The organism is Xanthobacter sp. NM-25 (assembly GCF_022138605.1).
Lineage (GTDB): Bacteria > Pseudomonadota > Alphaproteobacteria > Rhizobiales > Xanthobacteraceae > Xanthobacter.
Map to the genome: position 1 here is coordinate 221,515 of NZ_JACBFS010000001.1, position 25,880 is coordinate 247,394.

The following is a 25,880-nucleotide window of genomic DNA, read 5'->3' on the forward strand; positions in this document are numbered from 1 at the left end:
GGTGCGGAAGCTCGGGCGCAGACCGGCTGCCGGCCGCGCCTTTCCCAGGTCACACTGCTGGCCATAATCGAAGGCGCGATTCGCGGCCTTTGCCGTTTCCGAAGCCCATTGCGAGATCCCCCATGCGCTTCTCATCGAGCTTCTTTTCAAGGGTTAGCCGCCGCGCCCTCCTCCGGCATCTGGCGGCCGCCGCCGTGCTGGCGACACCGCTCGCGGCCGCCGCGCCCGCCCTCGCCCAGCAGCAGCAGGCGCCGCAGAACTATTCCACCGGTGAGCTGGTGAGTCGGGGCCACTCCTTTTTCGGCAGCGTCTCGCGCGGGCTCGCCCTCAGCATCGAGAAGGCGGTCTCCCAGTGGGGCCAGCCCAATGGCTACATTCTCGGCCAGGAAGGCTCCGGCGCGTTCGTGGGTGGCCTGCGCTATGGCGAGGGCGTGCTCTATACCCGCAACGCCGGCGACCTGAAGGTCTATTGGCAGGGCCCATCGGTGGGCTGGGACTTCGGCGGCGATGGCGCCCGCACCATGATCCTGGTCTACAACCTGCGCAGCGTGCAGGACGTGTTCCGGCGCTTCGGTGGCATTTCCGGTTCGGCCTATGTGGTGGCCGGCTTCGGCATGACCGCCCTGGGCGCCGACGGCATCGTGGTGGTGCCCATCCGCTCGGGCGTGGGCGTGCGCATCGGCGCCAACCTCGGCTATCTCAAATTCACCGCGCAGCCCACCTGGAACCCCTTCTGATCCCCGCGCGCCGGCCGCCCGCGACTGATGGCAGCTGGTGCCCTGGCGCCACTCGTGCCATGAATGTGGTGCCATGAATGGCGCACCATGAATGACGGACTGCTTCGAGGCTGGAGGACCGGGCCAACATGATCGAACAGATCATGTATTTCGCGTTGGGCGCGCTGGTGGCGACGTTCGTTGCGCTGCTGGTGCTGCCGGCGGTCTGGCACCGCGCTGTGCGCCTCACCACCCGCCGGGTGGAAGCGGCGGTGCCCGTCTCCATCTTCGAGATTCAGGCGGACAAGGACCAGCAGCGGGCCTTCTTTGCCCTCAACCAGCGCCGCCTTGAACTGCAGGCCGATGCCATGCGCGAGACCATCGCCGGGCACGCCGCCACCATCGAGCACCAGCGCCAGCGCGTCGCCCAGTTGGAAGCCGCCCTGTCGGATCTGCAGCGGCAGCGCCAGCAGCTCGAAGGCACGCTGGCGGAACAGAGCGTGTTGCTGGGCGAGGTGCAGGACCAACTGGCCGACGCCCAGAGTGCCCAGATCCCTGAAACTCCGCCCCTGGCGCCGCGCCCCGGCGAGGAGCGCGAGCTGCAGGAGGCGGCCATCGCCCTTTCCATCGCCCCACTGCGGGCCGAGCAGGAGCGCCTGCAGGCGGCGGTGCTCGCCGCCGCGCCTGCGAAGACCCCTCCCGCCCATCTCAAGACCGAGCTGAAGGACGTGGCGGCGCGACTCACCGCCATGGTGGCCCGCATGGAAGGCGTCGCCTCGCCCATTCCCGCGCTGGTCGCCGACGCGCAGAGCGATGACCACGAAAGCCTGGCGGCCCGCATCCGCGACCAGCTGACCCCCGAGGCCGAAACCGAGCCGGCGGCACCGCTGGCCGCCTCCGCGTGATCGCCTCACCCCACGCCCCCGATCGCCGACCAGAGCCGCCGCGCGCACAGGCGCGCCAGGAGGCAGCAAAGACCGGTGCGATCAGCGCGCGGTCGCCACCTCCAGCTCCTCGATGCGCCGGCGCAACTGCGCCGGCAGGCCGGGGAAGCGATCGGGCGCCACGAAATCGGCGGTGACGAAAGGTGGCCCCTGGCGCTTGCCTGCGAACACCCGCGCGCCGTCCACCGTCATCACCACATCCCCCTTCTCCAGGGTGGGGTCATCGGTGATGGCCATGGTCTGCAGCCCGCCAACCTGATCGGCGGTGCAGGTGCAGCCGTCCACCAGCCGGCTGCGATAGACGAAGGCATTGGGGATCTCGGAATAGCTGCGGCCGACGTTGTCCACCGCATTGTCGATGCTGCTGGCGGCGCTGGCGGTGGTGAACACCTCCATGTGGGCTGCCGGGCACAGGGCGGCACAATAGGCCGCAGCCCCCCGGCTGCCGGGATCACGCACCCGGGCGCCGAGCGGAAAATAGCGGCCATCACAGCTGCGCACACAATAGGCGAAGGTGCCGCCGCGCGGCGTTTCCACATAGCCACCGTCATCGCCAACGGGATACTGCGGCGGCAGGCGGTCGGCGTCCGGAGTCCGGCGCTGCGGCGCGACGCCAAACAGCGCGGCGAAGAAATCAAAGGGCGATGCCGGCGGCCGATACGCGGGGGCCGCGCGGGTGGTGGCCCGCGGGCCTCCCCATTGCACCAGCCGTGGGGTGGTCCCTGCCTCCCCGCGCCCGGCGCGATGTGTGTGATCCTTGCTCTGCTGCAGGATGAAGAGGCGGCTCGCGTCCACATTCTGGGCCCGCGCCGGCCCCATCAGCAGCGCGGCCATCAAGGCCAGACATGCGCCGACAAGGCCCCCCACCCTGATCTTGGAGCGACCAAGATAAACGACACGATACACAACACGATGCCACAGGGGAGACGCATCACCCAGGGTCGATCCGGTCATGAGGCTTCCCCCCAGCGGTATGAACGCCTTCGTCCTGAAGGTCGTCGTTGGCTGAACGTCATCGACGCCAGAACCAGCTCGACCATCATGGCCGGGCGCAACCGCGCGATGACGCCCCCACCCCCGGCCTTACGCCCGCCGGCAGGGCCGGCTTCGCGCGCACGCCAGCGCCGCACTCTCTACACCGGACAACCACCGATCGTCCACGAGGCATGACCATAGGGGATGGCGCCGGGACCGCACCCGGGCTCACACGAGGGCTGACACACCGACGATGGTGCGCGAGGCGGGCGCCGCGGCGGGCGCGTCACGGGGCAGGGTCATCAAGGCCAGGGGCGGGGTCGCCACCAACAGCGCGGCGAACAGGATGGTGACCAGAGAAATCAACACTGAGCCTTGAAGCTGGCCGGTCATGGCGGGTCTCCTCTGCTACCCCTTGCCTTCGTCCTCGGCTCTCTGCCCGGCCCGCCGCGCCGTCCGCAGAGATGTTGCCAAAAGGTTGAAGACGGGGCGGCTGTTCCCGCACCAGGCCTCACGTTTTCGCGAGTACCCCGCCGGACCGATGCGATCCGACGCGGTGCTCGTCACCCTAAAAATCAGGGGATGAAGAGGGACGCCACGAGGCCCCTCAGCGCCGGCACACCTCCACCCAGCGCCAGCCACGCGGGGTGCGCACCTGTTCCCAGCGGCACCAGGGATGGCGCGGCCGACCCCAGCCGCGGGCGTAGGGCGGGACCGGGCCGCGGAACCGCGGATCCCAGACACAGCGATTGCGGTTGCAGACCCAACCCACGTTTTCGGCGGCGACATCAACGCCCCCCTGCGCCGCCGCAGCGGTCGCCGGGGTCAGCGGTGCGGCGCTCGCGCCATCCACCATCACCGCGCCGAGGCCGATGGCCGCGGCAACCCCGAGGGCGAGAATCCCAAGTCGCATGACAACTCCCCTTTGCAAGTCTCGGAACGCACCGCGCTCCCACTCGCGGGATGCAGATGACACCGGCATTCCGGCTGAATTGGGCGTCGATTGCGGCGAGACCTGAACGGTATTTTGATAATCACGTGTAGGGTTAACAAAGCGTTATCCCGCTGCATTGCAGCAACGACGACCGGTTGCGTCCGCTGCGGCGAGGCCCTGATATGGCGCCATGATCGACAAGCTCGAATATCTGATCGCCCTCGCCAGGGAACGCCACTTCGGCCGCGCCGCCGAGGCTTGCGGCGTCACCCAGCCCACCCTGTCGGCCGGCATCAAGCAGCTGGAGGACACCTTGGGCGTGCTGCTGGTGCAGCGCGGATCCCGCTTCCTCGGGTTCACTCCGGAAGGCGAGCGCACGCTGGAGTGGGCGCGGCGCATCGTCTCCGACACCCGCGCCATGCGCCAGGATATCGACGCCTTGAAGCGCGGCCTCTCCGGGCCACTGCGCATCGCCGCCATTCCCACCGCTTTGCCCATGGTGGCGGCGCTGACCACCCCGTTCCGCGCCCGCCATCCCGACGTGCGCTTCACGGTGATCTCGCGCACGTCCCTGGAGATTTTGAGCGACCTCGAAAATCTGGAGATCGACGCGGGCCTGACCTATCTCGACAACGAGCCCCTGGGCCGGGTGAACACGGTGCCGCTCTATCGCGAGCGCTACCGGCTCGTCACCTCGCCCGAGGCCCGGTTCGGCGATCGGGCGAGCGTGACCTGGGCGGAGGTGGCCGAGCTGCCTTTGGCCCTGCTCACCCCGGACATGCAGAACCGGCGCATCGTCGACGGCCTTCTGGCCACGGTCGGCGCCCGCACCCAGCCCACCCTCGAATCCAATTCCATGACGGTGCTGTTCACCCATGTGCGCACCGGCCTGTGGGCCAGCGTGATGCCGGCCATGCTGGCCGATTCCCTGGGGCTGACAGCGGTGGTGCGGGCCATTCCCATCGTCGAGCCGGACATCTCCCATTCCATCGGCCTGGTGGTGCCCCATCGCGAGCCCACCACCCCGATCATCTCCGCCCTGGTGGCGGAGGCCCGACGCATCGCCCCCAAGCTCGACCAGCAGGTGCTGGCCGACCCCGCCCTCGCTGCGATGCAATAACGCCATTCCGGAGCGCACGCCGGTACACATAGAAAAGTCCGATCGCTGGCGGCGCGCCCGCCCCTTAACGTCCATTTTGCCGCAGCTTGGAGGCTGATGGATCGGGGGGTAGCCAATGCCTCGCGCGCCGCTCCATAGAAATGTTCTATCGCAACATCCTACAGCTGCATTGATCAGCTCCGCAATTGTGACAGTCTGTTTGAAATCATCACAAGGAAGGGCCGTGTGCATACGGCTCCGGTGACGTGGGAAGGCAGACGCCCATGGCGGTCTATGAGGATTGGAGCACCGAGCGCGCGGCGCAGGTGATCGGCGAGCTTCGTCACCTGGAGGGGGCCACCATGCCCATCCTGCACGCGTTGCAGGAGACCTTCGGCTTCGTGCCCGATCCCGCCGTACCGCTGATCGCCGAGAGCCTCAACCTCTCCCGCGCCGAGGTCTATGGCGTCCTCACCTTCTATCACGACTTCCGCCGCGAGCCGCCGGGCCGGCATGTGGTGAAGCTGTGCGCCGCCGAGGCCTGCCAGTCCATGGGCGGCAAGGCGCTGGCCGATTATGCCGAGGACAAGCTCGGCGTCGCCATGGGCGAGACCTCGACTGATGGCGCCATCACCCTTGAGCCCATCTATTGTCTCGGCCTGTGCGCCTGCGCCCCCTCGGCGCTGGTGGACGGCCAGTTGGTGGGCCGCCTCGATCCGCAAGCCATCGACGAGATGGCCGACGCCTTCGCCGCCGGCAAAAGCTTCGGAGACGCCTGATGAAGTCGCCCCGCATCTTCGTCCCCAACGACGCCACCGCCATCGCCTGCGGCGCCGATCGGGTCGCCCATAAGCTGGAGAAGGGCCTCTCCGCCCGCGGCGTCACCGCCGACATCACCCGCAACGGCTCGCGCGGCCTGTTCTGGCTGGAGCCGCTGATCGAGGTGGAAACCGAGAAGGGCCGCGTCGGCTACGGACCGGTCACGCCCGGCGACGTGGAGGAACTGCTCCACGCCGGCCTGCTCCATGGCGGCGAGCATCCCCTGTGCGTCGGGCTCGTGGATGAGATCCCCTATCTCAAGAAGCAGACCCGCCTCACCTTCGCCCGCGTCGGCATCATCGATCCCCTCTCCCTCACCGATTACGAGGCCCATGGCGGCTATCGCGGCCTGAAGCGGGCACTGGAGCTGGGGCCGGCAGCGACGGTGGAAGAGGTGGTGGAAAGTGGCCTGCGCGGCCGCGGCGGCGCCGGCTTTCCCACCGGCATCAAATGGCGCACCGTCGCCGCCGCGGAGGCCGACCAGCGCTACATCGTCTGCAATGCGGACGAGGGCGACAGCGGCACCTTCGCCGACCGGCTGATCATGGAGGCGGACCCGTTCTGCCTCATCGAGGGCATGACCATCGCCGGCTTCGCGGTGGGCGCGACCCGGGGCTATGTCTACTCCCGCTCCGAATATCCGCTGTCGTTCGTGGTGATGGAAAAGGCCATCGAGAAGGCCCGCGCCGCCGGCCTCCTGGGCAAGAACATCCTCGGCTCCGGGCACGATTTCGACCTCGAGATGCGCATGGGCGCCGGCGCCTATGTGTGTGGCGAGGAGACGGCGCTCTTGGAAAGCCTGGAAGGCAAGCGCGGCCTGGTGCGCGCCAAGCCGCCGCTGCCGGCCCACAAGGGCCTGTTCCAGAAGCCCACCGTCATCAACAATCTGGTGTCGCTCGCCACCGTCCCGGTGATCCTGGACAAGGGCGGCAGCTTCTACCGCGATTTCGGCATGGGCCGCTCGCGGGGCACCATGCCCATCCAGCTGGCCGGCAACATCAAATATGGCGGCCTGTTCGAGACCGCGTTCGGCATTTCCCTCGGCGAGCTGGTCAACGATATCGGCGGCGGCACCGCCTCCGGGCGGCCGGTGCGGGCGGTGCAGGCGGGCGGGCCGCTGGGCGCCTACATGCCGGTCTCCCAATTCGACACACCGTTCGACTACGAGGCCTTTGCGGCCAAGGATGCGCTGATCGGCCATGGCGGCATCGTGGTGTTCGACGACACGGTGGACATGGCCCACATGGCCCGCTTTGCCATGGAATTCTGCGCCCACGAAAGCTGCGGCAAGTGCACCCCCTGCCGCATCGGCTCCACCCGCGGCGTCGAGACCCTCGACAAGGTGGTGACCGGCGAGAAGCGCGAGCAGAACCTCGTGCTGCTGCGCGATCTCTGCCACACCATGAAGCTCGGCTCCCTGTGCGCCTTGGGCGGCTTCACCCCCTATCCGGTGCTGAGCGCCCTCAACCATTTCCCGGAAGACTTCGGCGCCGCGCCAAGCCTGCCGGCGGCGGCGGAGTAAGGGCGATGGGCTTCGCTTTCCCCCCGTCGCCCTCCGGCTCGACCGGAGGGCCCACCAGCGCCTCCGCCGGCACCCGCGGTGTCCTGGATGCTCAGGTCAAGCCGGAGCATGACGGTGGTTTGTTGCATGGCGGCGGCTTGTTGCATGACAGCGGGGTTTGGCAGGGCGTGACGCGACGGCCAAACCGATCGCCAGCATCCGCCTTCCCACCACCGTCTCCCCTCCTCCCCCCGTCGCCCTCCGGCTTGACCGGAGGGCCCACCGCCGCCTCCGCCGGCAGCCGCGGTGTCCTGGATGCTCCGGTCAAGCCGGAGCATGACGGTGGTTTGTTGCATGACGGCGGCTTGTTGCATGACTGCGGGGTTTGGCAGGGCGTGACGCGACGGCCGCGCCGATCGCCAACATCCGCCTTTCCACCGCTGTCACCGCTCCTCCCCCCGTCGCCGCTCGCCCCCCCGTCGCCCTCCGGCTTGACCGGAGGGCCCATCGCCGCCGCAGCCGGCACCCGCAGCGCCATGGATGCTCCGGTCGAGCCGGAGCGTGACGGCGCTGCAGGGTTCGACGGCTCGACACCATTTCCGCGCCCCCGGCGCCATCGTCCTTCCTGAGAGGAACGCCCCATGTCCCTCATCTCCGACATCGACTACGGCACGCCGGTTTCCAAATCCGAGAAGCTGGTGACACTCACGATCGACGGCATGCAGGTGAGCGTGCCCGAAGGCACCTCCATCATGCGGGCGGCCATGGAGGTGGGGAACAAGATCCCCAAGCTGTGCGCCACCGACATGCTGGATGCCTTCGGCTCCTGCCGCCTGTGCCTCGTCGAGATCGAGGGCCGTAACGGGACCCCCGCCTCCTGCACCACCCCGGTGGCCGACGGCATCGTGGTGAAGACGCAGACCGAGCGGCTGAAGCAGCTGCGCAAGGGGGTGATGGAGCTCTACATCTCCGACCATCCGCTCGACTGCCTCACCTGCTCCGCCAATGGCGATTGCGAACTGCAGGAGATGGCCGGCGTGGTGGGCCTGCGCGACGTGCGCTACGGCTATGAGGGCGAGAACCACACGCATTTGGGGAAGGACGAATCCAACCCCTATTTCACCTATGAAAAATCAAAGTGCATCGTCTGCAATCGCTGCGTGCGCGCCTGCGAGGAGGTGCAGGGCACCTTCGCCTTGACCATTTCCGGCCGGGGCTTCGACAGCCGCGTGTCGCCGGGCATGAACGAGCCCTTCCTCACCTCCGAATGCGTGTCCTGCGGCGCCTGCGTGCAGTCATGCCCCACCGCGACCCTCAATGAGAAGTCCATGGTGGAAATCGGCACCCCCGAGCATGCGGTGGTGACCACCTGCGCCTATTGCGGCGTCGGCTGCGCCTTCAAGGCGGAGATGCGCGGCGACGAGCTGGTGCGCATGGTGCCCTACAAGGACGGCAAGGCGAACCGGGGCCACAGCTGCGTGAAGGGCCGCTTCGCCTATGGCTATGCCACCCACCAGGACCGCATCCTGAAGCCCATGATCCGCTCATCCATCTCCGAGCCGTGGCAGGAAGTGACCTATGAGGAAGCGATCCAATACGCCGCCTCGGAATTCAAGCGGATCCAGGAGAAGTATGGCAAGCGCGCGGTGGGCGGCATCACCTCGTCCCGCTGCACCAATGAAGAGACCTACCTCGTTCAGAAGCTGATCCGCGGCGGCTTCGGCAACAATAATGTGGACACCTGCGCCCGGGTCTGCCACTCGCCCACCGGCTACGGCCTCTCGCAGACCTATGGCACCTCCGCCGGCACCCAGGATTTCGACAGCGTCGAACAGTCCGACGTGGTGCTGATCATCGGCGCCAACCCCACCGACGGCCACCCGGTGTTCGGCTCGCGCCTGAAGAAGCGGCTGCGCGAGGGCGCCAAGCTCATCGTGGTGGATCCGCGCCGCACCGACATCGTGCGCTCGCCCCATATCGAGGCCGCCTTCCATCTGGCGCTGAAGCCCGGCACCAACGTGGCCATCGTCACCGCGCTGGCCCATGTGATCGTCACCGAGGGCCTGGTGAACGAAGCCTTCGTGCGCGAGCGCTGCGACTGGGAGGATTTCCAGGAGTGGGCGGCGTTCGTCGCCGATGAGCGCCACTCCCCCGAGGCGGTGGAAAAATACACGAAGGTGCCGGCGGAGCTGGTGCGCGGGGCCGCCCGGCTCTATGCCACCGGCGGCAACGGGGCCATCTATTACGGCCTCGGCGTCACCGAGCACTCGCAGGGCTCCACCACGGTGATGGCCATCGCCAACCTTGCCATGGCCACCGGCAACATCGGCCGCGAGGGCGTGGGCGTGAACCCGCTGCGCGGGCAGAACAATGTGCAGGGCTCGTGCGACATGGGCTCGTTCCCCCATGAGCTGCCGGGCTATCGCCACATCTCCGACGATGCCACCCGCGCCGCATTCGAGGCCATGTGGGGCGTGCATCTCGACGACGAACCGGGCCTGCGCATTCCCAACATGTTCGATGCGGCCGTGGAGGGCACCTACAAGGGCATGTATGTGCAGGGCGAGGACATTCTGCAGTCCGATCCCGACACCAAGCATGTCTCGGCCGGCCTTGCCGCCCTGGAATGCCTGGTGGTGCAGGACCTGTTCCTGAACGAGACCGCCAATTACGCCCACGTGTTCCTGCCGGGCTGCACCTTCCTGGAAAAGGACGGCACCTTCACCAATGCGGAACGCCGCATCCAGCGGGTGCGCAAGGTGATGGCACCGAAGAACGGCTATGCCGACTGGGAAGTGACCCAGATGCTCGCCAACGCGCTGGGCTTCAAGATGGACTATGCCCATCCGGGCGCGATCATGGACGAGATCGCCGCGCTCACCCCCTCCTTCACCGGCGTAAGCTATGCCAAGCTCGACGAGCTGGGCTCGGTGCAGTGGCCCTGCAACGAGAAGGCGCCCACGGGCACCCCGGTGATGCATATCGGCGGCTTCGTGCGCGGCAAGGGCAAGTTCATGCTCACCGAATACGTGCCCACCGACGAGAAGACCGGGCCGCGCTTCCCGCTGCTGCTCACCACCGGGCGCATCCTCTCCCAATACAATGTGGGCGCCCAGACCCGGCGCACCGCGAACGTCGCCTGGCATCCGGAAGACGTGCTGGAGATCCACCCCTCCGATGCCGAGAACCGGGGCATCCACGAAGGGGATTATGTGAAGCTGGAAAGCCGCTCGGGCTCCACCTCCCTGAAGGCGGTGATCTCCGAGCGGGTGGCGCCGGGGGTGGTCTACACCACCTTCCACCACCCGGTGACCCAGGCCAACGTGGTGACCACCGACTTCTCGGACTGGGCCACCAATTGCCCGGAATACAAGGTCACCGCCGTGCAGGTCTCCCGCTCCAACGGCCCGACCCCGTGGCAGGAGGAATATGAGGACCTGAGCCGCAAGAGCCGCCGCATCGCCGCCGAAGCCGCAGAGTAGCCCGGCGCCACCCGCCCGCCCCGGGCGCAACACCACTCCCTCTCCCACCTGCGGGGGAGGGTTGGGGTGGGGGCCAGCCGGCCTCAAGCCCAGCGGGGCGGTCAGCGGAAAGGCTCCGCCCCCTCCTGCCCTCCCCCGCACGCGGGAGAGGGTTCACCGGCGGCAAGGGCGTCCGCCTCGAACACACACCACGGCCCCGATGGGCCCGACAGAGGACCCCCGACCGAAGGTCGCCAGCGTCATGACCGAGCTCCCCGCGCCCCACATCTGCGATGGTTCGCAGACGCCCCTTTCCGCGCCGCCCCCGGCGTTGCGGGTGGCGCGCGTGCAGGTGCGCGATGGCACCGTCACCACGGGCAGCCGTGCGGTGCCGGAGGAAACCCCGGTGGCCCTCACTTTCAACGGCACCACCCATGCGGTGATGATGGCGAGCCCCACCGATATCCGCGCCTTTGCGCTGGGCTTCGCCCTCACCGAGGGCATTGTTGCCAGCCCCGCCGACATCCTCTCCATCGAGGAGATCGTGGTGGAGGACGGCATCGAGGCGCGGGTGTGGATCGCCGAGGATAAAATGCGCAGCCTCTCCGCCCGCCGCCGGGCGCTGGCCGGGCCCACCGGCTGTGGCCTGTGCGGGGTGGAGAGCCTCGCCGAGGCGGTGAAGCCGGCGGCACGGGTGGAGACCGGCCCGCGCATCGCGCCCGCCGAGATCCTCGCCGCCATGGCCGCTCTCTCGCCGCGCCAGCCGCTCAACCACGAAACCCGGGCGGTGCACGCCGCCGCCTATTACGAGCCTGGCCTCGGCATTCGCGCGGTGTGCGAGGACGTGGGCCGCCACAATGCCCTCGACAAGCTGGTGGGCCGCGCGGCGCTGGAAGGCTTCACCCCGGCGCGCGGGGTGCTGCTGCTCACCAGCCGCGTCTCCATCGAGATGGTGCAGAAGGCGGCGGTGCTCGGCACCAGCATCATCGCCGCCGTCTCCGCCCCCACCGCTTTGGCGCTGCGCACGGCGGACGCGGCGGGCCTCACCCTGTGCGCCATCGTGCGTGCCGACGGCTTCGAGATCTTCACCCATGCCGGGCGCATCGCGCTCGATCCCGCCCAGGAGCGGTCCCCCGATGTCGCATAATTCCGATGAGAAGCTGGTCTATATGGCCAACCAGATCGCCACCGCCTTCGCCCAGCAGAAGCACGATGCCGCGGTCGTGGCGACCCGCACCCACATCGCCAAATTCTGGGATCCGCGCATGCGCGCCAAAATCACCGCCCACGCGGCGGCCGGCGGCGCCGGCCTCTCGCCCATCGCCAAGGAAGCGGTGGACGGCCTGCCGCCGGTGAAGGCGGCCTGAACGTCTAACGCGGCGCACCTGACGGGCCGGACCGCCGGTCCGGGCCCGCCGAATCACCGGCGATCACATCTCGCCGCCCGCTCTGGGAGACGGGCCGCACTGCGGTGGCGCCACCGCAGCGATCCGATCCGGCGACCTCACCATCGGTGCGGGGCGGGCGACCGTTTTCGCCCCTCGCCCCGAGACCTGAAGGTGCCGGCGCCGGCTCATCAGTCTTCGAGATCGATATCGAAGATGGTCATCTGGAAATGATAGCAGAGGTCGCCGTCTTCCTTGTCCTCGAAGATGACGCCAATGTCCTCGTCACCGAGCAGCACGTCGGCGGAGTCCTTCTTCTTGGGCCGTGCGACCACCTTGATCTGCGGATTACCGAACTTGTTGCGCAGATAACGCTGCACGGATTCGATGTCGTTTTTGTCCAAGAGGGCCTCCTGAAGTCGGACCGCCGCCTTATGGCCGTGCAGCCGGGCGCATTCAAGGCAGGACGGCGCACAAATCCCAGTTATCAGTGCGCCGGCGTCGTCTTTGCGCTCAGATATCGGCGCCGGCGAAGATGAAGCTGTCCTCGAACATCTGGTCCATGGAGCGCGAGGGCTCCACGCAACCCACCTCGCCCACCACCTTGGCCGGGATGCCGGCCACCGTGGTGTTGCGCGGCACCGGCTTCAGCACCACCGAGCCGGCGGCGACGCGGGCGCAACGGCCCACCTCGATATTGCCCAGCACCTTGGCGCCGGCGCCGATGAGCACGCCCCGGCGGATCTTGGGATGGCGATCGCCGGTCTCCTTGCCGGTGCCGCCCAGCGTCACCCCCTGAAGGATGGACACGTCGTCCTCGATCACCGCCGTCATGCCGATGACCACCCCGGTGGCATGATCGAAGAAGATGCCGCGCCCCATGGGCACCTGCGGGTGAATATCCACCCCGTAGACGGATGAGGCCCGGCTCTGCAGGTAGAGCGCCAGATCCAGCTGGCCGCGCTGCCACAGCCAGTGGGCCAGACGATGGGTCTGGATAGCGTGGAAACCCTTGAAATACAGCACCGGATCCAGCGCCCGCGTGGCCGCCGGGTCGCGATCCACCACCGCCATCACGTCCGCGCGCAGCGCCTGGGAGATGCTCTTGTCGTCGGTGGTCGCCTCCAGATAGGCCGCCTGCAGCACCGGCGCAGGCACGTCGGGATGATCCAGGCGACTGGCGATGCGCTGGCCGATGGCCGCCTCGAGGCTCGGCTGCCCGAGGATGGCGCCGGTGAGGAAGGCAGCCATCACCGGCTCGCGACCTACCACGTCCTCCGCCTCGGCCCGCACCCGCGCCCACACGGGATCCACCACGTCGTGCCAGCGATCCGCCGGCGCCTTGGTGAGCCGCACCGTGCTGGTGTCCATCTCGATGGACGGCGTAACGGGGCTCACGGCCTGATCCTGAAGCTGTGCGGGCGAAACCGGCACCGGTGTCTGCGCCATGCCTGCCTCCTTCAATCTGGTCATCCGGCAGCGCCGGGAAATCCCCTCTCTTTTAGCACATGCCGCAGCGCCGCGAGAGGGGCATCGCGGGTGCGCCGTGCTCAGGGCCGCCGCTTCAGGAAGTCGAGCACGCCCTGCTTGAACACCTTGTCGCCCACCGCCGGGTTGTGGTCGCGGTTGGGAATGTCCAGCACTTCGCCATCGGGCAGCAGCTCCACCAGCGGCCGGGGATCGCCCGCCACCTGGTCGCGGGTGCCCACCGCCACCAGCACCGGCTGGAAGATGCGCGCCACCTCGTCCCGGCTCAGCACCTGGCGCGAGCCGCGGATGCAGGCGGCCAGCGCCCGCAGGTCCTGCCTGTTGGCATCGGCGAAGGTGCGGAACATGCGGCCCATGGGGTCGGCGATGGCTTCCACGCTCGGCGCCTCCATGGCATCGGCGATGGATTGGGGCAGGCCCACACCGTCCACCAGATGGATGCCGAGCCCGCCCAGCACCAGGGAGCGCACCGCATCCGGAAACAGCAGCGCCATATAGGCCCCGACGCGCGCGCCCATGGAATAGCCGATCACGTCGGCGCGGGGGATGTGGAGGTGATCCAGCAGCCGCTTGGCATCCTCCGCCATGCGGGCGGTGTTGTAGAGGCCCGGCTCATAGACCTTGCCGGACGCCCCATGACCGCGATGGTCGAAGCAGATCACCCGATAGCCGGCGCCCTTCAGGGTCGTCATCCAGGACGGGCCGACCCAGTTGATCTCCTTGTTGGAGGCAAAGCCGTGGATGAGCAGCACCGGATCGCCGGCGCCCTCGTCGAGATAGGCGATGTCGATGCCATCGGAATTGAAATGGGGCATGGCGTTCTTTCGCGCGGGCCGTCTGCACACGGGTGTGCGGCCTGCCGGGGCGTGGGGAGGTGCGGGAACCTAGAACCGCGGCGCCGGGCTGCCAACCCCCGCCGTCATCGCCGCGGCGTGGCGCGCATCCCGCGCCGCCAGGGCCATCGCGCCATCGAGGGCCCGCTGCACCCGGACGAAGACCTGATCCGCGTCGCCGTCCACCCCGTCGCGTCCCTGCGAAACGGCCCCGTTGGCCGGCGACGGCCGGAGGCGGATGTCCCGTGCATCAAGACGGTGCCCGGAGTGCACGGCCTTGCGGCGGCGCCCGCCCCGCCAGAGGCGACGGGCGCAGGCGACGCAGAAGCCGTTCAGCGTGGACACCAGCACATAGGCGTAGGCCATGAGAACGAAGGCCCAGCCCACCAGCTTCAGCAGCGCCCCGGTCACCACCAAGGCGCCCCGGCCGAGAGTTTTCACGATAGCCAGGGTCTGGCCGCCCTTGGCCTCGGCGAGGCGGGCGAGACGGCGAAGGTCGCCGCCATTTTCCGCCACTTTCAGGCCGTCCAGCGCGGTGCGGGTGCCGGCCTTGGCCTGCACCGTGGCGACATCTTCCACCATCCGCCCCAGCCGGCCCATGCGCTCGCCCCGCACCACGCTCTTGAGCGCGGCGGCGTCCACCGGCGCGGTCCCGCTGGCCAGCCGGCGCACGGCGGCGAGATCCACGCTGTCGCGCACCGCCCGGCCGATACTGCGGGCAAGGCCTGCGGAAAGCATGCCGGCCCGCTTGGCCCCCTTCAGCAGCGTCACCCCCGCCCGTGCCGGCAGGCCGGCACCGAGGGTGGCATAGGTGCCGGCGCTCAAGGCGAGGCCGGCAGCGGAGAGGCCGAGAATCAGTTCGTCGGGGTCCTCGCCACGGGCCAGCTTCAGCCCCTCGCGGGAGGCATCGCGCAGATCGCCCCATAAAGTGAGATCACCCACCGCTGCGCCGGCAAGGCCCGCCGCATCCTCCGGGGTGCCGGTGATGAAGCCGCCGCCGAACGCCTTGGCGCTGCGCCACGCCTGAGCGGTGCCACTGTTGGCAGCGGCCACCTGCGCCCGCAGCTCGGGGGAAAGAACCACCCCACGGGCGTCCGCCAGTTCCACGAAGGAGGCGGCGAGCGCCCCGTCATCGGCGGCCAGAGCATCCGCAATGGCGCGGCTTGCCGCCGCTGTATCGAAGCCGGCAAGGCCGAGATCCGCCAGGGTAGCCGGATCATCATGGGCCGCGATCAGCCGCACGCTGCTCTTCGCCACCGGTAACAGCCAGGGCGCCGCGCCGATGAGGCTGGCGAGAACGGTGAACAGGGCGAACAGGCGCAACATCCCGCCCATCTAGCGGCGGATTGTGGCGAGAGGGCGTGGCAACGAGCATGACGCCGCTAGGGGGCCACCAGCATGCGACACAACTTATTTGATTAAGTAACAAGAATCACATTTTATAGTTGCACAACCAATTGGGGAAACGTGAACCATGGACAGTTGCAGAGACGCAAAAGGCGATCTTTGGGAGGTCTATTCCAGCGCGACGGGATGGCGCTGGCGCCGCACGGCATCGAATGGCCGCGTGGTCGGCGCTTCCACCGAAGGCTATGCACACAAAGCTGATTGCATCGCCAATGCGCGTCGTAACGGGATGACCTGTAATCCCGCCTGAACGGTGTCCGCCCCCGGAAGGCCCCCCGGGGCGACGACTGCCCGACGGGTCCGTCTGTGCGTGGGCTGAGCAGCGGCTCGTGTGCACACAGCCGAGGTGTGCGCCACAAGCTCGCCGCTTCACGCGGCGAGCCCCTTGGCCAGCTCCAGGGCCTGGCGCTCGAACAGGCGGCGATAGAGGCCGCCTTCGATCTGCACCAAAGCGTCGTGGTCGCCTTCCTCGACGATGCGCCCCTTGTCGAACACCAGCAGCCGATCAAGGGCGCGCACGGTGGAGAGGCGGTGGGCGATGACCAGGGTGGTGCGGCCCACCATCAGCCGCTCCATGGCCTGCTGAATCAGCGCTTCCGATTCCGAATCGAGGCTGGAGGTGGCCTCGTCCAGGATCAGGATGGGGGCATCCGCCAGGAAGGCGCGGGCCAACGCCACCCGCTGGCGCTCGCCGCCGGAGAGCTTCACTCCGCGCTCGCCCACCAGCGTGCCATAGCCCCGCGGCAGCCGGTCGATGAAGCCCGAGGCATTGGCGAGCTCCGCCGCCCGGCGGATCTCGGCGAACGCGGCCTCCGGCCGGGCATAAGCGATGTTCTCCGCCAGCGAACGATGGAACAGGATGGGCTCCTGCTGCACCACCGCGATGGCGCGCCGCAGGGAGCCCTGGGTGACCGATCGCACATCCTGGCCATCCACGCTCACCCGCCCGTCGGTGACGTCGTAGAGCCGCTGGATGAGCTTCACGAAGGTGGTCTTGCCGGAGCCCGAATGACCCACGAGGCCCACCCGCTCGCCGGCATCAATGGTCACAGACAGGTCGCGATAGAGCGGCGTCGTGTGGCCACCATAATGGAAGGTCACGTGCTCGAACGCGATCCGGCCTTCGCTGACGCGGGCCGGTACAGCATCCTTGCCGTCGGCGACGCCCACCGGCTGGTGATGCAGGCCCACCAATTCCTCCAGGTCGTTCACTGAGCGCTGGAGATTGTGCACATGCATGCCGATGTCGCGCAGATAGGAATGCACCACGAAATAGGTGGTGAGCACATAAGCCACGTCGCCCGGGCTCGCCTCCCCCCGCCACCACAGCACCAGCACCGCACCGATGATGGCGGCGCGCAGCGCCAGGAGCGCCACCAATTGAAGGGTGCCGGCCCAGGTGCCGGCCATCCAGGTGCGCCGGGTGCGACCGCGCCATTTGTCGAGCACGCGGGACAGGCGCGCCTCCTCCCGCGCCTCGGCGCCGAAGCCCTTCACCACCGTGTTGCAGCCCACCGCATCGGCCAGCACGCCGCCCATGCGGGTGTCCCAGCTGTTGGAGAGCCGCGCCCGCGACGCCACCATGTGCACGGACAGCACCAGGGTGAGGCCGACGAAACCGACCGCCCCGACCGCCACGATCAGCCCCATCACCGGCCAGAACCAGCCCAGCAGCACCGCCGAGCCCACCAGCGCCACCACCGAGGGCAACAGCGCCACCAGCAGGGTGTCGTCCAGAAGGTCGAGCGACCACATGCCGCGCGAGATCTTGCGCACGGTGGAGCCGGCGAAGCTGTTGGCATGCCAGTCGGCGGAGAAGCGCTGCACCCGGGCGAATGCCTCGGCGGCGATGTCCGCCATAGAACCCAGGGTGAGGCGCACGATGGCCATGAACGACAGGTGCCGGGCCACCAGCATCACCGCGCCCAGTACCAGCATGACGAGGAAGGCGTCGACCGCCGCCGCGCGGGCCTGATCCCGCGTCAGCGCGGTCGATGCCACCGCCTCCACCAGCCGTCCGGCGAACACCGGCACCAGCACTTCGGCGAGGGTGGAGACCAGCACCGCGCTGCCGGTGGCGACGATGAGCCCCGGACGCCGGCGCCAATGGCGCCACAGGAAGGCGAGGACCGCACCGGCCTGGTTCCGGCCCCGGCTCTTGGACCGGCTCTTGGACCGCCTTTTGGAGAAGAGAAGCGACATGACCAAATCCGGCAGCGCCCGCGGCGCCCACCGGCCCTGATGAGGTCGCGCGCGAACACTGCGACGGCGCGACCTGTGGAATGAAAAACCGATGGAGCGGAAAGACGGCGCAGCGACGACAAGCGGGACCGCGACGACCCGGGCGGGAAACCAGCGACGGGCTTTTCCAACGTGCGAGCGATCAACTGCGGGCTATCGGCCTCGAGCGATCCGTCTCACCCTGCGCCCATCATGCCGGCTGGCGATGGGACGCCACCGGCACGTTCGCACGCGCCAAAAGGGCGCGGATCGAGGAGAGCGCGACGGAAGAGAGGACGATACGGGCATGCGGCATGGATCCATCCTCCCTTGCTGCGTGGAACGTAAGTGGCAAGGCTAACTGAGCGCGCCGTGCTCTTCAACCCCGGCGCCATCCGCATGGCGCATCCGCGCCCGGTGCGCCCGCGGGCCCCCTTTCATCCGTGCGGCTCAGGGGGTAAGGTCGCGCCGGCTTTCTAGATCCTTTACAGGCAGGACCATGGCGGACACCGGCATTCCTCATTTCTGCAACGACCTCGGCCTCACGGTCATCGAGGTGGGCAGCAAGGAGTTCATGTGCATCGGCGCGAAGCCGCCGTTCGACCATCCGCACATCTTCCTGGATCTCGGCGATGACACCGAGAAGGTGTGCCCCTATTGCTCCACCCTCTACCGCTACAATCCGGCCCTTGCCGCCGGCGCCGCCCAGCCGGCGGCGTGTGTGTGGCATGATGAGGGCGACGCTCATGAGGGCGACGCGCGCTCTGCCGCCTGAACCATCAGCCGGCCCGAGCCGGCGGTCGTGACCATGACAGATCCCATTCCCTTTCGCCCCCGGCCGAAGACCGCCGCCCGCAGCGCGGTGGTGGTGGGGGGCGGCATTGGCGGCCTCGCCTGTGCCCTCACCTTGCGGCGGGCAGGGCTCGCCGTTCAGGTGGTCGAGCGGGCGAAGAAGCTGCGCGAGGTAGGCGCCGGCCTCCAGCTCACGCCCAACGCCACGCGAATCATCCGGGATCTCGGGCTTCTCGATCGCCTCCAGGAGGTGGCGGTGGCGCCGCTGGCGCTGGAGGTGCGCGACGGGCGCAGCGGCGCGCCGCTGACGCGGGCGGACTATGCGCCCGCCGCCAGCCGCTTCGGCGCTCCCTTCCTGGTGGTGCACCGGGCCGATCTGCAGAACCTGCTGGCGGAAGCCGCCCGGGAAGCCGGCTGCGCCATCGCCCTCGGGGCCGATCTCACCAGTGTGGAGCCCGCCTTCGGCAGCGTGCGCGCGGTGGTGAACCAAGGCGGCGATCTCATCGCCCACGGCGCCGACATCCTGGTGGGGGCCGATGGCGTGCGCTCGGCGGTGCGGGCCCATATGGGGGCCATGGCGGCGCCGGTATTCGCCCATCGTGTCGCCTATCGCGCCACGGTGAACCTGCCCGCCGGCTATCCCTCCGAGGTGCGGCTCTATCTCGGGCGCAACGCCCATCTGGTGTGCTATCCGGTGAAGGGCGGCACCACCTTGAATCTCGTCGCCATCGTCCACGAGCCCCAGCCGGTGGCGCGCTGGAACGCGCCGGGCGACAGCGCCGCGGTGCACGCGGCATTCGCCGGCTGGGCCCCCGAGGTCCGCGAGCTGTTGAAGAGCGCCCCGCACTTCCTGTGCTGGGGCCTCTACGATATCGACCCGCTGCCGCGCTGGAGCTCGGGCCGGGTGACCCTGCTGGGCGACGCCGCCCACGCCATGCTGCCATTCCTCGCCCAGGGCGCCGCCCAGGCCATCGAGGATTCAGCGGCGCTGGCCGCGGCCCTTTCCGCCCATGGCGATGCCGGCGCCGCGCTGAAGGCCTATGAGGCGGCCCGCCGCAGCCGCACCGCCCGCATCCAGCGCGAGGCGCGGCGCAACGGCATCATCTACCACCTCTCCGGCCCGCCGCGCTTTGCCCGCGATCTGGTGATCCGCCGGCAGGGCAACGCTTTGCTCGACCGCTACGATTGGATTTACGCCGCCTGACGCCGCCGCTCACACCGCCGCGCCCACCAGATGGCCGATGACGGCGGTGACCGCCATGGCGAGCGCGCCCCAGAAGGCCACCCGCACCGTCGGCTTGAGCACGCTCGCCCCGCCCATCTTCGCGCCCACCGCACCCAGCACCGCCAGCAGCACCAGCGACACCACCGAGATGACGATGGCCTGCAGATGATGGGGCGTCACCGCCGCGGCGATGATCGGCACGATGGCGCCGCCGGAGAAGGTGGCGGCAGAGGTGAGCGCCGCCTGGATCGGGCGGGCAGCCACCACCTCGGAAATGCCCAGTTCGTCGCGGGCATGGGCGCCCAGCGCATCCTTGGCCATGAGTTGCTCGGCCACCTGCAGGGCCAGATCCGGCGCGACACCCCGCTCCACATAGATGGCCGCAAGTTCACGCTTCTCATGCTCGGGCATGGTGGCGAGCTCGCGCCGCTCGCGGGCGAGATCCGCCTCTTCCGTATCGGCCTGGGAGCTCACTGAGACGTATTCGCCGGCGGCCATGGACATGGCGCCGGCGACGATGCCCGCGATGCCCGCCACCAGCACCTCTTCCGCCGAATTGGCGGCGGAGGCGACGCCCACCATGAGGCTGGCAGTGGAGATGATGCCATCATTGGCGCCGAGCACGGCGGCGCGCAGCCAGCCGATGCGATCCACCAGATGGCGTTCGGAATGGGGATGGTGCGGGTTCACGCAAAGCCTCTAAATGATCGCCGGAACAGACCCTTCCTGCACACGGGCGCTGACAGCCGTACGACACTTTAGAGGAATTTCAAACTAGGAGACGCGACTCCGAAAGCGATCCCGATCATGGGGCGCGTCGAGATCCAGCAGCGGGCCGAGGGGCACGATGCCGGTGGGGTTGATGGTCTTGTGGCTCTCGTAATAGTGCCGCTTGATATGGGTGAAATTCACCGTGGGGCGGATTTCCGGGCGCTGGTAGAGCGCGCGCAGGTAGCTGGATAGGCTCGGATAATCGGCGATGCGGCGGATGTTGCACTTGAAGTGCCCCACATAGACCGCATCGAACCGCACCAGGGTGGTGAACAGGCGGATGTCCGCCTCGGTGAAGGCATCGCCGGCCAGATAGGCCTGGCCGGCCAGGATCTCCTCCAGGGCATCGAGCCGGCGGAACAGCACGCCCACCGCCTCCTCATAGGCGGCCTGGGTGGTGGCGAAGCCGGCCTTGTAGACGCCGTTGTTCACCTCGTCATAGACCACCGTATTGATGGCATCGATGGCCGGGCGCAGGGGCTCGGGATAGTAATCGTCCGTCACATCGGTGAACGCCGAGAAGGCGCTGTTGAACATGCGGATGATCTCCGCCGATTCATTGCTGACGAAGGTGGCCCGCTCTTTGTCCCACAGTACCGGCACGGTGACGCGGCCAGTATAAGTGGGGTCGGCGGCGGTGTAGATCTCATGCAGCCGGGTCTTGCCCAGCAGCGGTTCAGGCGCATCGAAGGTCCAGCCCTCGCTCCCCATGAAAGGATCGACCACGCTGACCGAAATCACCGCGTCGAGCTTCTTCAGCGCCCGCATGATCAAGGTGCGGTGCGCCCAGGGGCAGGCCAGCGAGACATAGAGGTGATAGCGGCCGGCCGCGGCGGGAAAGCCGCCCTCCCCGGTCGGGCCCGAGGCGCCGTCGGCGGTGATGAAGTTGCGGAAGCGGGAGGCCTGCCGCTGGAACCGGCCACCGGTGGCCGCGGTGTCGTACCATTGGTCGTGCCAGACGCCGTCGACGAGAAGGCCCATGCGCGTTCCTCCGCTGACCGGTGAAGCCTGCGCTCCTCTTGCCCCGCCAGCGCGCGGCTGGCCAGCCCCACGGCGGAAAAGCCCGCTTGCAGCGATGCAGAAACCCGCGCGCCCCTCAGGCGCCGCGCGAGGTTCCCTCCGTCGGCGCCTCCAGCGGGCGGGCAGAGGCCGGCAGGCCGAAGACCGTATCAAATGCCAGGTTGAAGCTGAATCCGTAGACGACGAAGAAGGCTACCAGGCCAATATCGTAGACCAGGGCTTCCAGCAGGGACACGTCGAGCCACCAGGCCATCAGCGGCACCAGCAGCAGCACCAGGCCGAGCTCGAACCCCAGCGCATGGGCCACGCGGCGTCGAAAGCTGCGGCCACGCACGCTCTGTCGCCGCTCCCAGGCTTCAAACACGCTGTTGAAGGCGAAATTCCAGACCATGGCGATGGTGGAGCTGGCAATGGCCACCCCCACCGTCTGGTCCACCTCATGACCGGCGAACACGGCAAGGCCGAGGCTGACGAACACCACCCCGACCGCCTCGAACAGGACGACATAAAGGGTGCGGCGGATGAGTGGTGACATGCTCTCCGTGGTCCACTGAAGCGACAGTGCCGGCACCCTATGCGAAGCGGCCACCGCGCCGCAACGCCGCGTTGCGCGCGGAAAAGGCGCCGTCGGCCCGCACGGGGGAACCACAGCCGCTGGACCCGGGCCGGCCGCCATGCTATCGGCGCTGCGTGTCCGGAGAGAGATAGCGGGCAGGACAGCAGAGATGGGCGTGCGGCTGCAGCGACGACGATAGGATGTGACGTGCCTTTCGCGCGCGATCGCGCCTTTTCGCCTGGCGCCCTTTCGCAAGCCTCCACCCGCCCCTTCGCCCCGTGTGCGCCCGCCCCGCGACCCGTCCGGCCTTTGTCCGGCGCCTCCGGCGATCGCACCGCCTGAGATCAGATTCCCGGCCCCATGACCGAACTTCCGCTCACCATCGCCCTTGAGACACCCAACGACGATACGGCCATCGACCGGCTGCATGCGCGCACCTTCGGCCCCGGCCGGTTCGCCCGCACCGCCTTCCGCATCCGCGAGCAGGTGGGGCACGCCCGCGCGCTCTCCTTCACGGCGCGGGTGGGCACCATGCTGGTGGGCTCGGTGCGGCTCACGGCCGTGCATATCGGCAGCACACCCGCCCTGCTGCTGGGCCCGTTGACGGTGGAGCCGCCGTTTCAATCGGTAGGGATCGGCGCGCGGCTGATGGATGCCGCCCTCACCGCCGCCCGCGCCGCCGGCCACCGGCTGGTGATCCTGGTGGGGGACGAGCCCTATTATGCCCGCTTCGGCTTCAAGCGGGTGCCCCCCGGCGCCGTCACCCTGCCCGGCCCGGTGGACCCCGCCCGCCTGCTGGTGGCGGAACTGGTGGAGGGCGCCTTCGCCGGGGTCTCCGGCCAAGTGAATGGTTAAAGCTGAACGGTTGAAACGGAGTTCGGCCCTCAGCCGATCCGCGCCAGCAGCAGCGCCGCCAGGGCGAGGTCGGAAACCATGGCAATGGTCTCCTTGCCGTTGCGCGCCTTGACGGTCGCATGCTGCAGGCCGGCGAGACCGAAGAACAGCGCGCCGGTGACGGCCGCCGGCACGGTGAAGGCGGGCGAGACCACCGAGAGAAGCGCCAACAAGGCGATGGACGTGTTGGCGAAGCCCAGTTCGCGGATCACCACCCGCGCGCGCGGATCCGCAATATCGAGCAGGCGCGCGGTGAAGTCCGGCTGGGCCATCTGCTTCAGCCCCGCCAGCAGCAGCCGCACGCCGATGCCGAAGACCACGAACCAGCCGAGCGCCACCGCCGCCGGCGCCCCGCCCCCCACCGCCAGCTCAAGCACGGTGGCCAGCAGCGGTAGCGCCAGCATGGTCAGCACGATGACAGCGAGATACATCCGCCCCCTCCATTCGGTATGACCATGCCCGGCGCGGGGCTCAGCCCAGCCCGCCCTTGATGCGGGCGTTGAGCTCGGCGGCGTTGCGCACCTTCAGCTTGCGCATCAGGCGCAGGCGATGACCTTCCACCGTGCGCGGTGACAGGCCCATCAGCTTGGCGATCTCCTTGGAGGTGCGCCCGCGCGCCACGTGGCAGGCCACATCCCGCTCCCGCCGCGACAGGGCGCCATCGAGATGGGCCGGGGTCGGCAGCTCGGTGAAGCTCCAGACCGCCCGCGCCAGAGGGTCGGCCGGGGTCAAGGTGCGACCCGCCACCCGGCACCAGAATAATTCACCGTCGCTGCGCCGCATGAAGCGCTCGTCGACGAACTGCCCGCGGTCCCGCAGCGGCGCCATCCAGCGGTCCACCACATCGGCAAAGGTATCCACCGATGGGTAGATCTGCACCAGGGAGCGGCCGATGAGCGCATCCGCCGCATGGCCGAACAAAAGGGCGAAGGCGCCATTGCAAGCCTGAATGATGCGGTGGCGCGACAAGGCGAGGGCCACCGGGGCCTCCAGGAAACCAATCGCGAGATCCTGATCGTCGCCGCTCATGCTCCCCCCATCGCATCACGTAATTTTACGCATTGCCGCGGCCCTGTCACCCGGGCTTTGCTGGCGGCACACAATACGCGACGCCGGACCACCGGCGCGCCCTCAGGCAGGAAACGGGGAGCATCGCTCCCCCCGGGAAGGATCCATGACGCCACAGCGCTGCGGCCGCATTGCCGCCCCCCGCCCTTCTTGCGCCCATCTGGCCCGGCCTGCGCGATGAACGTCGCCCGCTGGCTGCTCGCAAGCGCCCATCTCCACCCTGAAGCCCCGGCCCTGCTGTGCGGCACCACCGTGGAGGCGGACTACGCCACTTTCGCCCGGCGCGCCGCCGCTATCGCCCGCGCGCTCACCACCACCTACGGCGTGGCGCCCGGCGACCGCATCGGCGTGTTCATGACCAACCGCACCCGCTACCTGGAATGCCTGTATGGCATCTGGTGGGCGGGCGCGGCAGCGGTGCCGGTGAACGCCAAACTGCACGGCCGCGAGGCCGCCTGGATCTTCGCCAATGCGGAAACCCGCCTCGCCTTCGCCGCCGACCACACGCTCGAGGCGCTGGCCGAGGTGGCCGAAAGCGAGAGCCTGCCGCAGCTCGTGGATGTGGACAGCGCGGAATTCGAGGCCATGCGCACGCTCGTCAATGGCCCTCTCGGCGAACCCTGTCCGCGGGAGGCCGACGATCTCGCCTGGCTGTTCTACACCTCCGGCACCACCGGCCGTCCCAAGGGGGTGATGCTGAGCCACGGCAACATGGTGGCCATGTCGCTCGCCTATCTCGCCGATGTGGACACGGCGCGGCCCGAGGATGCCATCGTCTATGCCGCCCCCATGTCCCATGGGGCGGGGCTCTACAATTTCATCCATGTGCGGGTGGCCGCCCGCCACGTGGTGCCCGCCTCCGGCGGGTTCGATGCGGATGAGGTGCTCGATCTCGGCCACGCGCTGGGCAACCTCACCTTCTTCGCCGCCCCCACCATCGTCCGCCGCCTCACCGATGCGGCCAAGAAGCGGGGCGAGACCGGCACCGGCATCAAGACCATCATCTATGGCGGGGCGCCCATGTATCTGGCCGATCTCGAAGAGGCCATCGCCGTCATGGGCCAGCGCTTCGTGCAGATCTATGGCCAGGGCGAAAGCCCCATGACCATCACCGCCCTCGCCCGCGCCTTCCATGCCGACACGGCGACCCCCACCGGCCGCGCCCGCCTCGCCTCGGTGGGCACGGCGCAGAGCGTGGTGGAGGTGCGCATCGCCGACGCCAGCGGCGCGCCGGTGCCGGCCGGCGAGACCGGCGAGATCCTGGTGAAGGGATCGCCCGTGATGCTCGGCTACTGGCGCAACCCCAAGGCCACGGCCGATGCCATCCGCGACGGCTGGCTGTTCACCGGCGACCTCGGCCGGCTGGATGGCGACGGCTTCCTCACCCTCACCGACCGCTCCAAGGACGTGATCATCTCCGGCGGCACCAACATCTACCCGCGCGAGGTGGAAGAGGCGCTGTTGACCCATCCGGCGGTCAGCGAGGTCTGCGTGGTGGGCGAGCCGGACCCGGAATGGGGCGAGAATGTCGTCGCTTATGTGGTGACCGCCCCCGGCGCCGATGTGTCCGACACCGAGCTCGACGCCCATTGCCTCGCCCACATCGCCCGCTTCAAGCGCCCCAAGCGCTACGAGCGGCGCGAGGAACTGCCCAAGAGCAATTACGGCAAGATCCTCAAGACCGTGCTGCGGGCCGAGATCGCCGCCCGCGGCACAGCCTCTTGAGACCAATGACGCGCGTCGCGAAACGGCGCGCCGCCACGCCTGGAGAC

The 25,880-nt window shown here is 68.7% G+C and carries 26 protein-coding genes; 13 read left to right on the forward strand and 13 right to left on the reverse strand.

What is annotated here, in order from left to right:
- Positions 1 to 122: 122 nt before the first annotated feature.
- Positions 123 to 737, forward strand: coding sequence for a DUF1134 domain-containing protein (locus MEU52_RS01030; protein ID WP_238121810.1), 615 nt, complete (start codon positions 123 to 125; stop codon positions 735 to 737).
- A gap of 128 nt (positions 738 to 865) precedes the next feature.
- Positions 866 to 1,621 (forward strand): hypothetical protein, encoded by a 756-nt coding sequence (locus tag MEU52_RS01035; RefSeq protein WP_238121809.1) that lies wholly within the window; start codon positions 866 to 868, stop codon positions 1,619 to 1,621.
- 81 nt (positions 1,622 to 1,702) lie between these two features.
- Here MEU52_RS01035 and MEU52_RS01040 read toward each other — a convergent pair whose 3' ends face one another.
- From MEU52_RS01040 to MEU52_RS01050, 3 genes are all read right to left on the reverse strand, one after another.
- Complete coding sequence (locus MEU52_RS01040) at positions 1,703 to 2,614, reverse strand: DUF2865 domain-containing protein (RefSeq protein ID WP_238121808.1); 912 nt, start codon at positions 2,612 to 2,614, stop codon at positions 1,703 to 1,705.
- Positions 2,615 to 2,863: 249 nt separating this feature from the next.
- Positions 2,864 to 3,028, reverse strand: a complete 165-nt coding sequence (locus MEU52_RS01045) for a hypothetical protein (protein ID WP_238121807.1) — start codon at positions 3,026 to 3,028, stop codon at positions 2,864 to 2,866.
- Positions 3,029 to 3,242: 214 nt separating this feature from the next.
- Positions 3,243 to 3,548: a hypothetical protein gene (locus tag MEU52_RS01050; RefSeq protein ID WP_238121806.1), complete on the reverse strand. Its 306-nt coding sequence runs from the start codon at positions 3,546 to 3,548 to the stop codon at positions 3,243 to 3,245.
- A gap of 211 nt (positions 3,549 to 3,759) precedes the next feature.
- On the opposite strand from MEU52_RS01050, the gene MEU52_RS01055 reads away from it, so the two are divergent.
- From MEU52_RS01055 to MEU52_RS01080, 6 genes are all read left to right on the forward strand, one after another.
- Complete coding sequence (locus MEU52_RS01055; RefSeq protein WP_238121805.1) at positions 3,760 to 4,689, forward strand: LysR family transcriptional regulator; 930 nt, start codon at positions 3,760 to 3,762, stop codon at positions 4,687 to 4,689.
- Positions 4,690 to 4,952: 263 nt separating this feature from the next.
- Positions 4,953 to 5,447 carry a formate dehydrogenase subunit gamma gene (locus MEU52_RS01060; protein WP_238121804.1) on the forward strand — a complete coding sequence of 165 codons (495 nt, stop codon included), beginning with the start codon at positions 4,953 to 4,955 and terminating at the stop codon, positions 5,445 to 5,447.
- Complete coding sequence (locus MEU52_RS01065) at positions 5,447 to 7,009, forward strand: formate dehydrogenase beta subunit (RefSeq protein ID WP_238121803.1); 1,563 nt, start codon at positions 5,447 to 5,449, stop codon at positions 7,007 to 7,009. The genes MEU52_RS01060 and MEU52_RS01065 overlap by 1 nt, the downstream gene beginning before the upstream one ends.
- Positions 7,010 to 7,629: 620 nt before the next feature.
- Positions 7,630 to 10,470 (forward strand): formate dehydrogenase subunit alpha, encoded by a 2,841-nt coding sequence (fdhF, locus tag MEU52_RS01070; RefSeq protein WP_238121802.1) that lies wholly within the window; start codon positions 7,630 to 7,632, stop codon positions 10,468 to 10,470.
- Positions 10,471 to 10,711: 241 nt separating this feature from the next.
- Positions 10,712 to 11,596: a formate dehydrogenase accessory sulfurtransferase FdhD gene (gene fdhD / locus MEU52_RS01075; protein ID WP_238121801.1), complete on the forward strand. Its 885-nt coding sequence runs from the start codon at positions 10,712 to 10,714 to the stop codon at positions 11,594 to 11,596.
- Positions 11,586 to 11,816, forward strand: a complete 231-nt coding sequence (locus tag MEU52_RS01080; RefSeq protein WP_238121800.1) for a formate dehydrogenase subunit delta — start codon at positions 11,586 to 11,588, stop codon at positions 11,814 to 11,816. The genes fdhD and MEU52_RS01080 overlap by 11 nt, the downstream gene beginning before the upstream one ends.
- Positions 11,817 to 12,025: 209 nt before the next feature.
- Here the strand turns inward: MEU52_RS01080 and MEU52_RS01085 are convergent, their stop codons facing one another.
- The 4 genes from MEU52_RS01085 to MEU52_RS01100 form a co-directional block, all read right to left on the reverse strand.
- Positions 12,026 to 12,238, reverse strand: coding sequence for a DUF3126 family protein (locus tag MEU52_RS01085; protein ID WP_238121799.1), 213 nt, complete (start codon positions 12,236 to 12,238; stop codon positions 12,026 to 12,028).
- A 109-nt stretch (positions 12,239 to 12,347) separates the two neighbouring features.
- Positions 12,348 to 13,205: a serine O-acetyltransferase gene (gene cysE / locus MEU52_RS01090; RefSeq protein WP_238122028.1), complete on the reverse strand. Its 858-nt coding sequence runs from the start codon at positions 13,203 to 13,205 to the stop codon at positions 12,348 to 12,350.
- 179 nt (positions 13,206 to 13,384) lie between these two features.
- Positions 13,385 to 14,137, reverse strand: a complete 753-nt coding sequence (locus MEU52_RS01095) for an alpha/beta fold hydrolase (protein WP_238121798.1) — start codon at positions 14,135 to 14,137, stop codon at positions 13,385 to 13,387.
- A gap of 69 nt (positions 14,138 to 14,206) precedes the next feature.
- Positions 14,207 to 15,481, reverse strand: coding sequence for a hypothetical protein (locus tag MEU52_RS01100; RefSeq protein WP_238121797.1), 1,275 nt, complete (start codon positions 15,479 to 15,481; stop codon positions 14,207 to 14,209).
- Positions 15,482 to 15,629: 148 nt separating this feature from the next.
- On the opposite strand from MEU52_RS01100, the gene MEU52_RS01105 reads away from it, so the two are divergent.
- Positions 15,630 to 15,812: a YegP family protein gene (locus tag MEU52_RS01105; protein WP_238121796.1), complete on the forward strand. Its 183-nt coding sequence runs from the start codon at positions 15,630 to 15,632 to the stop codon at positions 15,810 to 15,812.
- Positions 15,813 to 15,931: 119 nt separating this feature from the next.
- Here MEU52_RS01105 and MEU52_RS01110 read toward each other — a convergent pair whose 3' ends face one another.
- The gene (locus MEU52_RS01110; RefSeq protein ID WP_238121795.1) at positions 15,932 to 17,764 is read right to left on the reverse strand and encodes an ABC transporter ATP-binding protein; all 1,833 of its coding nucleotides are present in this window, start codon (positions 17,762 to 17,764) and stop codon (positions 15,932 to 15,934) included.
- 517 nt (positions 17,765 to 18,281) lie between these two features.
- On the opposite strand from MEU52_RS01110, the gene MEU52_RS01115 reads away from it, so the two are divergent.
- Together MEU52_RS01115 and MEU52_RS01120 are read left to right on the forward strand one after the other, a co-directional pair.
- Positions 18,282 to 18,557: a zinc-finger domain-containing protein gene (locus MEU52_RS01115; protein ID WP_238121794.1), complete on the forward strand. Its 276-nt coding sequence runs from the start codon at positions 18,282 to 18,284 to the stop codon at positions 18,555 to 18,557.
- Between the two features lie 33 nt (positions 18,558 to 18,590).
- Complete coding sequence (locus MEU52_RS01120) at positions 18,591 to 19,778, forward strand: FAD-dependent monooxygenase (protein WP_238121793.1); 1,188 nt, start codon at positions 18,591 to 18,593, stop codon at positions 19,776 to 19,778.
- Positions 19,779 to 19,787: 9 nt separating this feature from the next.
- On the opposite strand, the gene MEU52_RS01125 is transcribed toward MEU52_RS01120, so the two are convergent.
- The 3 genes from MEU52_RS01125 to MEU52_RS01135 all read right to left on the reverse strand — a co-directional run bounded on the left by MEU52_RS01125 (position 19,788) and on the right by MEU52_RS01135 (position 22,125).
- The gene (locus MEU52_RS01125) at positions 19,788 to 20,489 is read right to left on the reverse strand and encodes a VIT1/CCC1 transporter family protein (RefSeq protein WP_238121792.1); all 702 of its coding nucleotides are present in this window, start codon (positions 20,487 to 20,489) and stop codon (positions 19,788 to 19,790) included.
- An 84-nt stretch (positions 20,490 to 20,573) separates the two neighbouring features.
- Positions 20,574 to 21,551: a glutathione S-transferase family protein gene (locus tag MEU52_RS01130; protein WP_238121791.1), complete on the reverse strand. Its 978-nt coding sequence runs from the start codon at positions 21,549 to 21,551 to the stop codon at positions 20,574 to 20,576.
- A 115-nt stretch (positions 21,552 to 21,666) separates the two neighbouring features.
- On the reverse strand, positions 21,667 to 22,125 hold the full coding sequence (locus tag MEU52_RS01135; RefSeq protein WP_238121790.1) for a PACE efflux transporter: 459 nt from the start codon (positions 22,123 to 22,125) through the stop codon (positions 21,667 to 21,669).
- Between the two features lie 381 nt (positions 22,126 to 22,506).
- Here MEU52_RS01135 and MEU52_RS01140 point away from each other — a divergent pair, with 381 nt between their 5' ends.
- Complete coding sequence (locus MEU52_RS01140) at positions 22,507 to 23,001, forward strand: GNAT family N-acetyltransferase (RefSeq protein ID WP_238121789.1); 495 nt, start codon at positions 22,507 to 22,509, stop codon at positions 22,999 to 23,001.
- 29 nt (positions 23,002 to 23,030) lie between these two features.
- Here MEU52_RS01140 and MEU52_RS01145 read toward each other — a convergent pair whose 3' ends face one another.
- Positions 23,031 to 23,471 (reverse strand): DUF6790 family protein, encoded by a 441-nt coding sequence (locus MEU52_RS01145; RefSeq protein ID WP_238121788.1) that lies wholly within the window; start codon positions 23,469 to 23,471, stop codon positions 23,031 to 23,033.
- Between the two features lie 40 nt (positions 23,472 to 23,511).
- On the reverse strand, positions 23,512 to 24,069 hold the full coding sequence (locus MEU52_RS01150; protein WP_238121787.1) for a helix-turn-helix domain-containing protein: 558 nt from the start codon (positions 24,067 to 24,069) through the stop codon (positions 23,512 to 23,514).
- A 216-nt stretch (positions 24,070 to 24,285) separates the two neighbouring features.
- Between MEU52_RS01150 and MEU52_RS01155 the strand changes: the two genes are divergently transcribed.
- The gene (locus tag MEU52_RS01155; protein WP_238121786.1) at positions 24,286 to 25,833 is read left to right on the forward strand and encodes an AMP-binding protein; all 1,548 of its coding nucleotides are present in this window, start codon (positions 24,286 to 24,288) and stop codon (positions 25,831 to 25,833) included.
- The last annotated feature ends 47 nt before the right edge of the window (positions 25,834 to 25,880 follow it).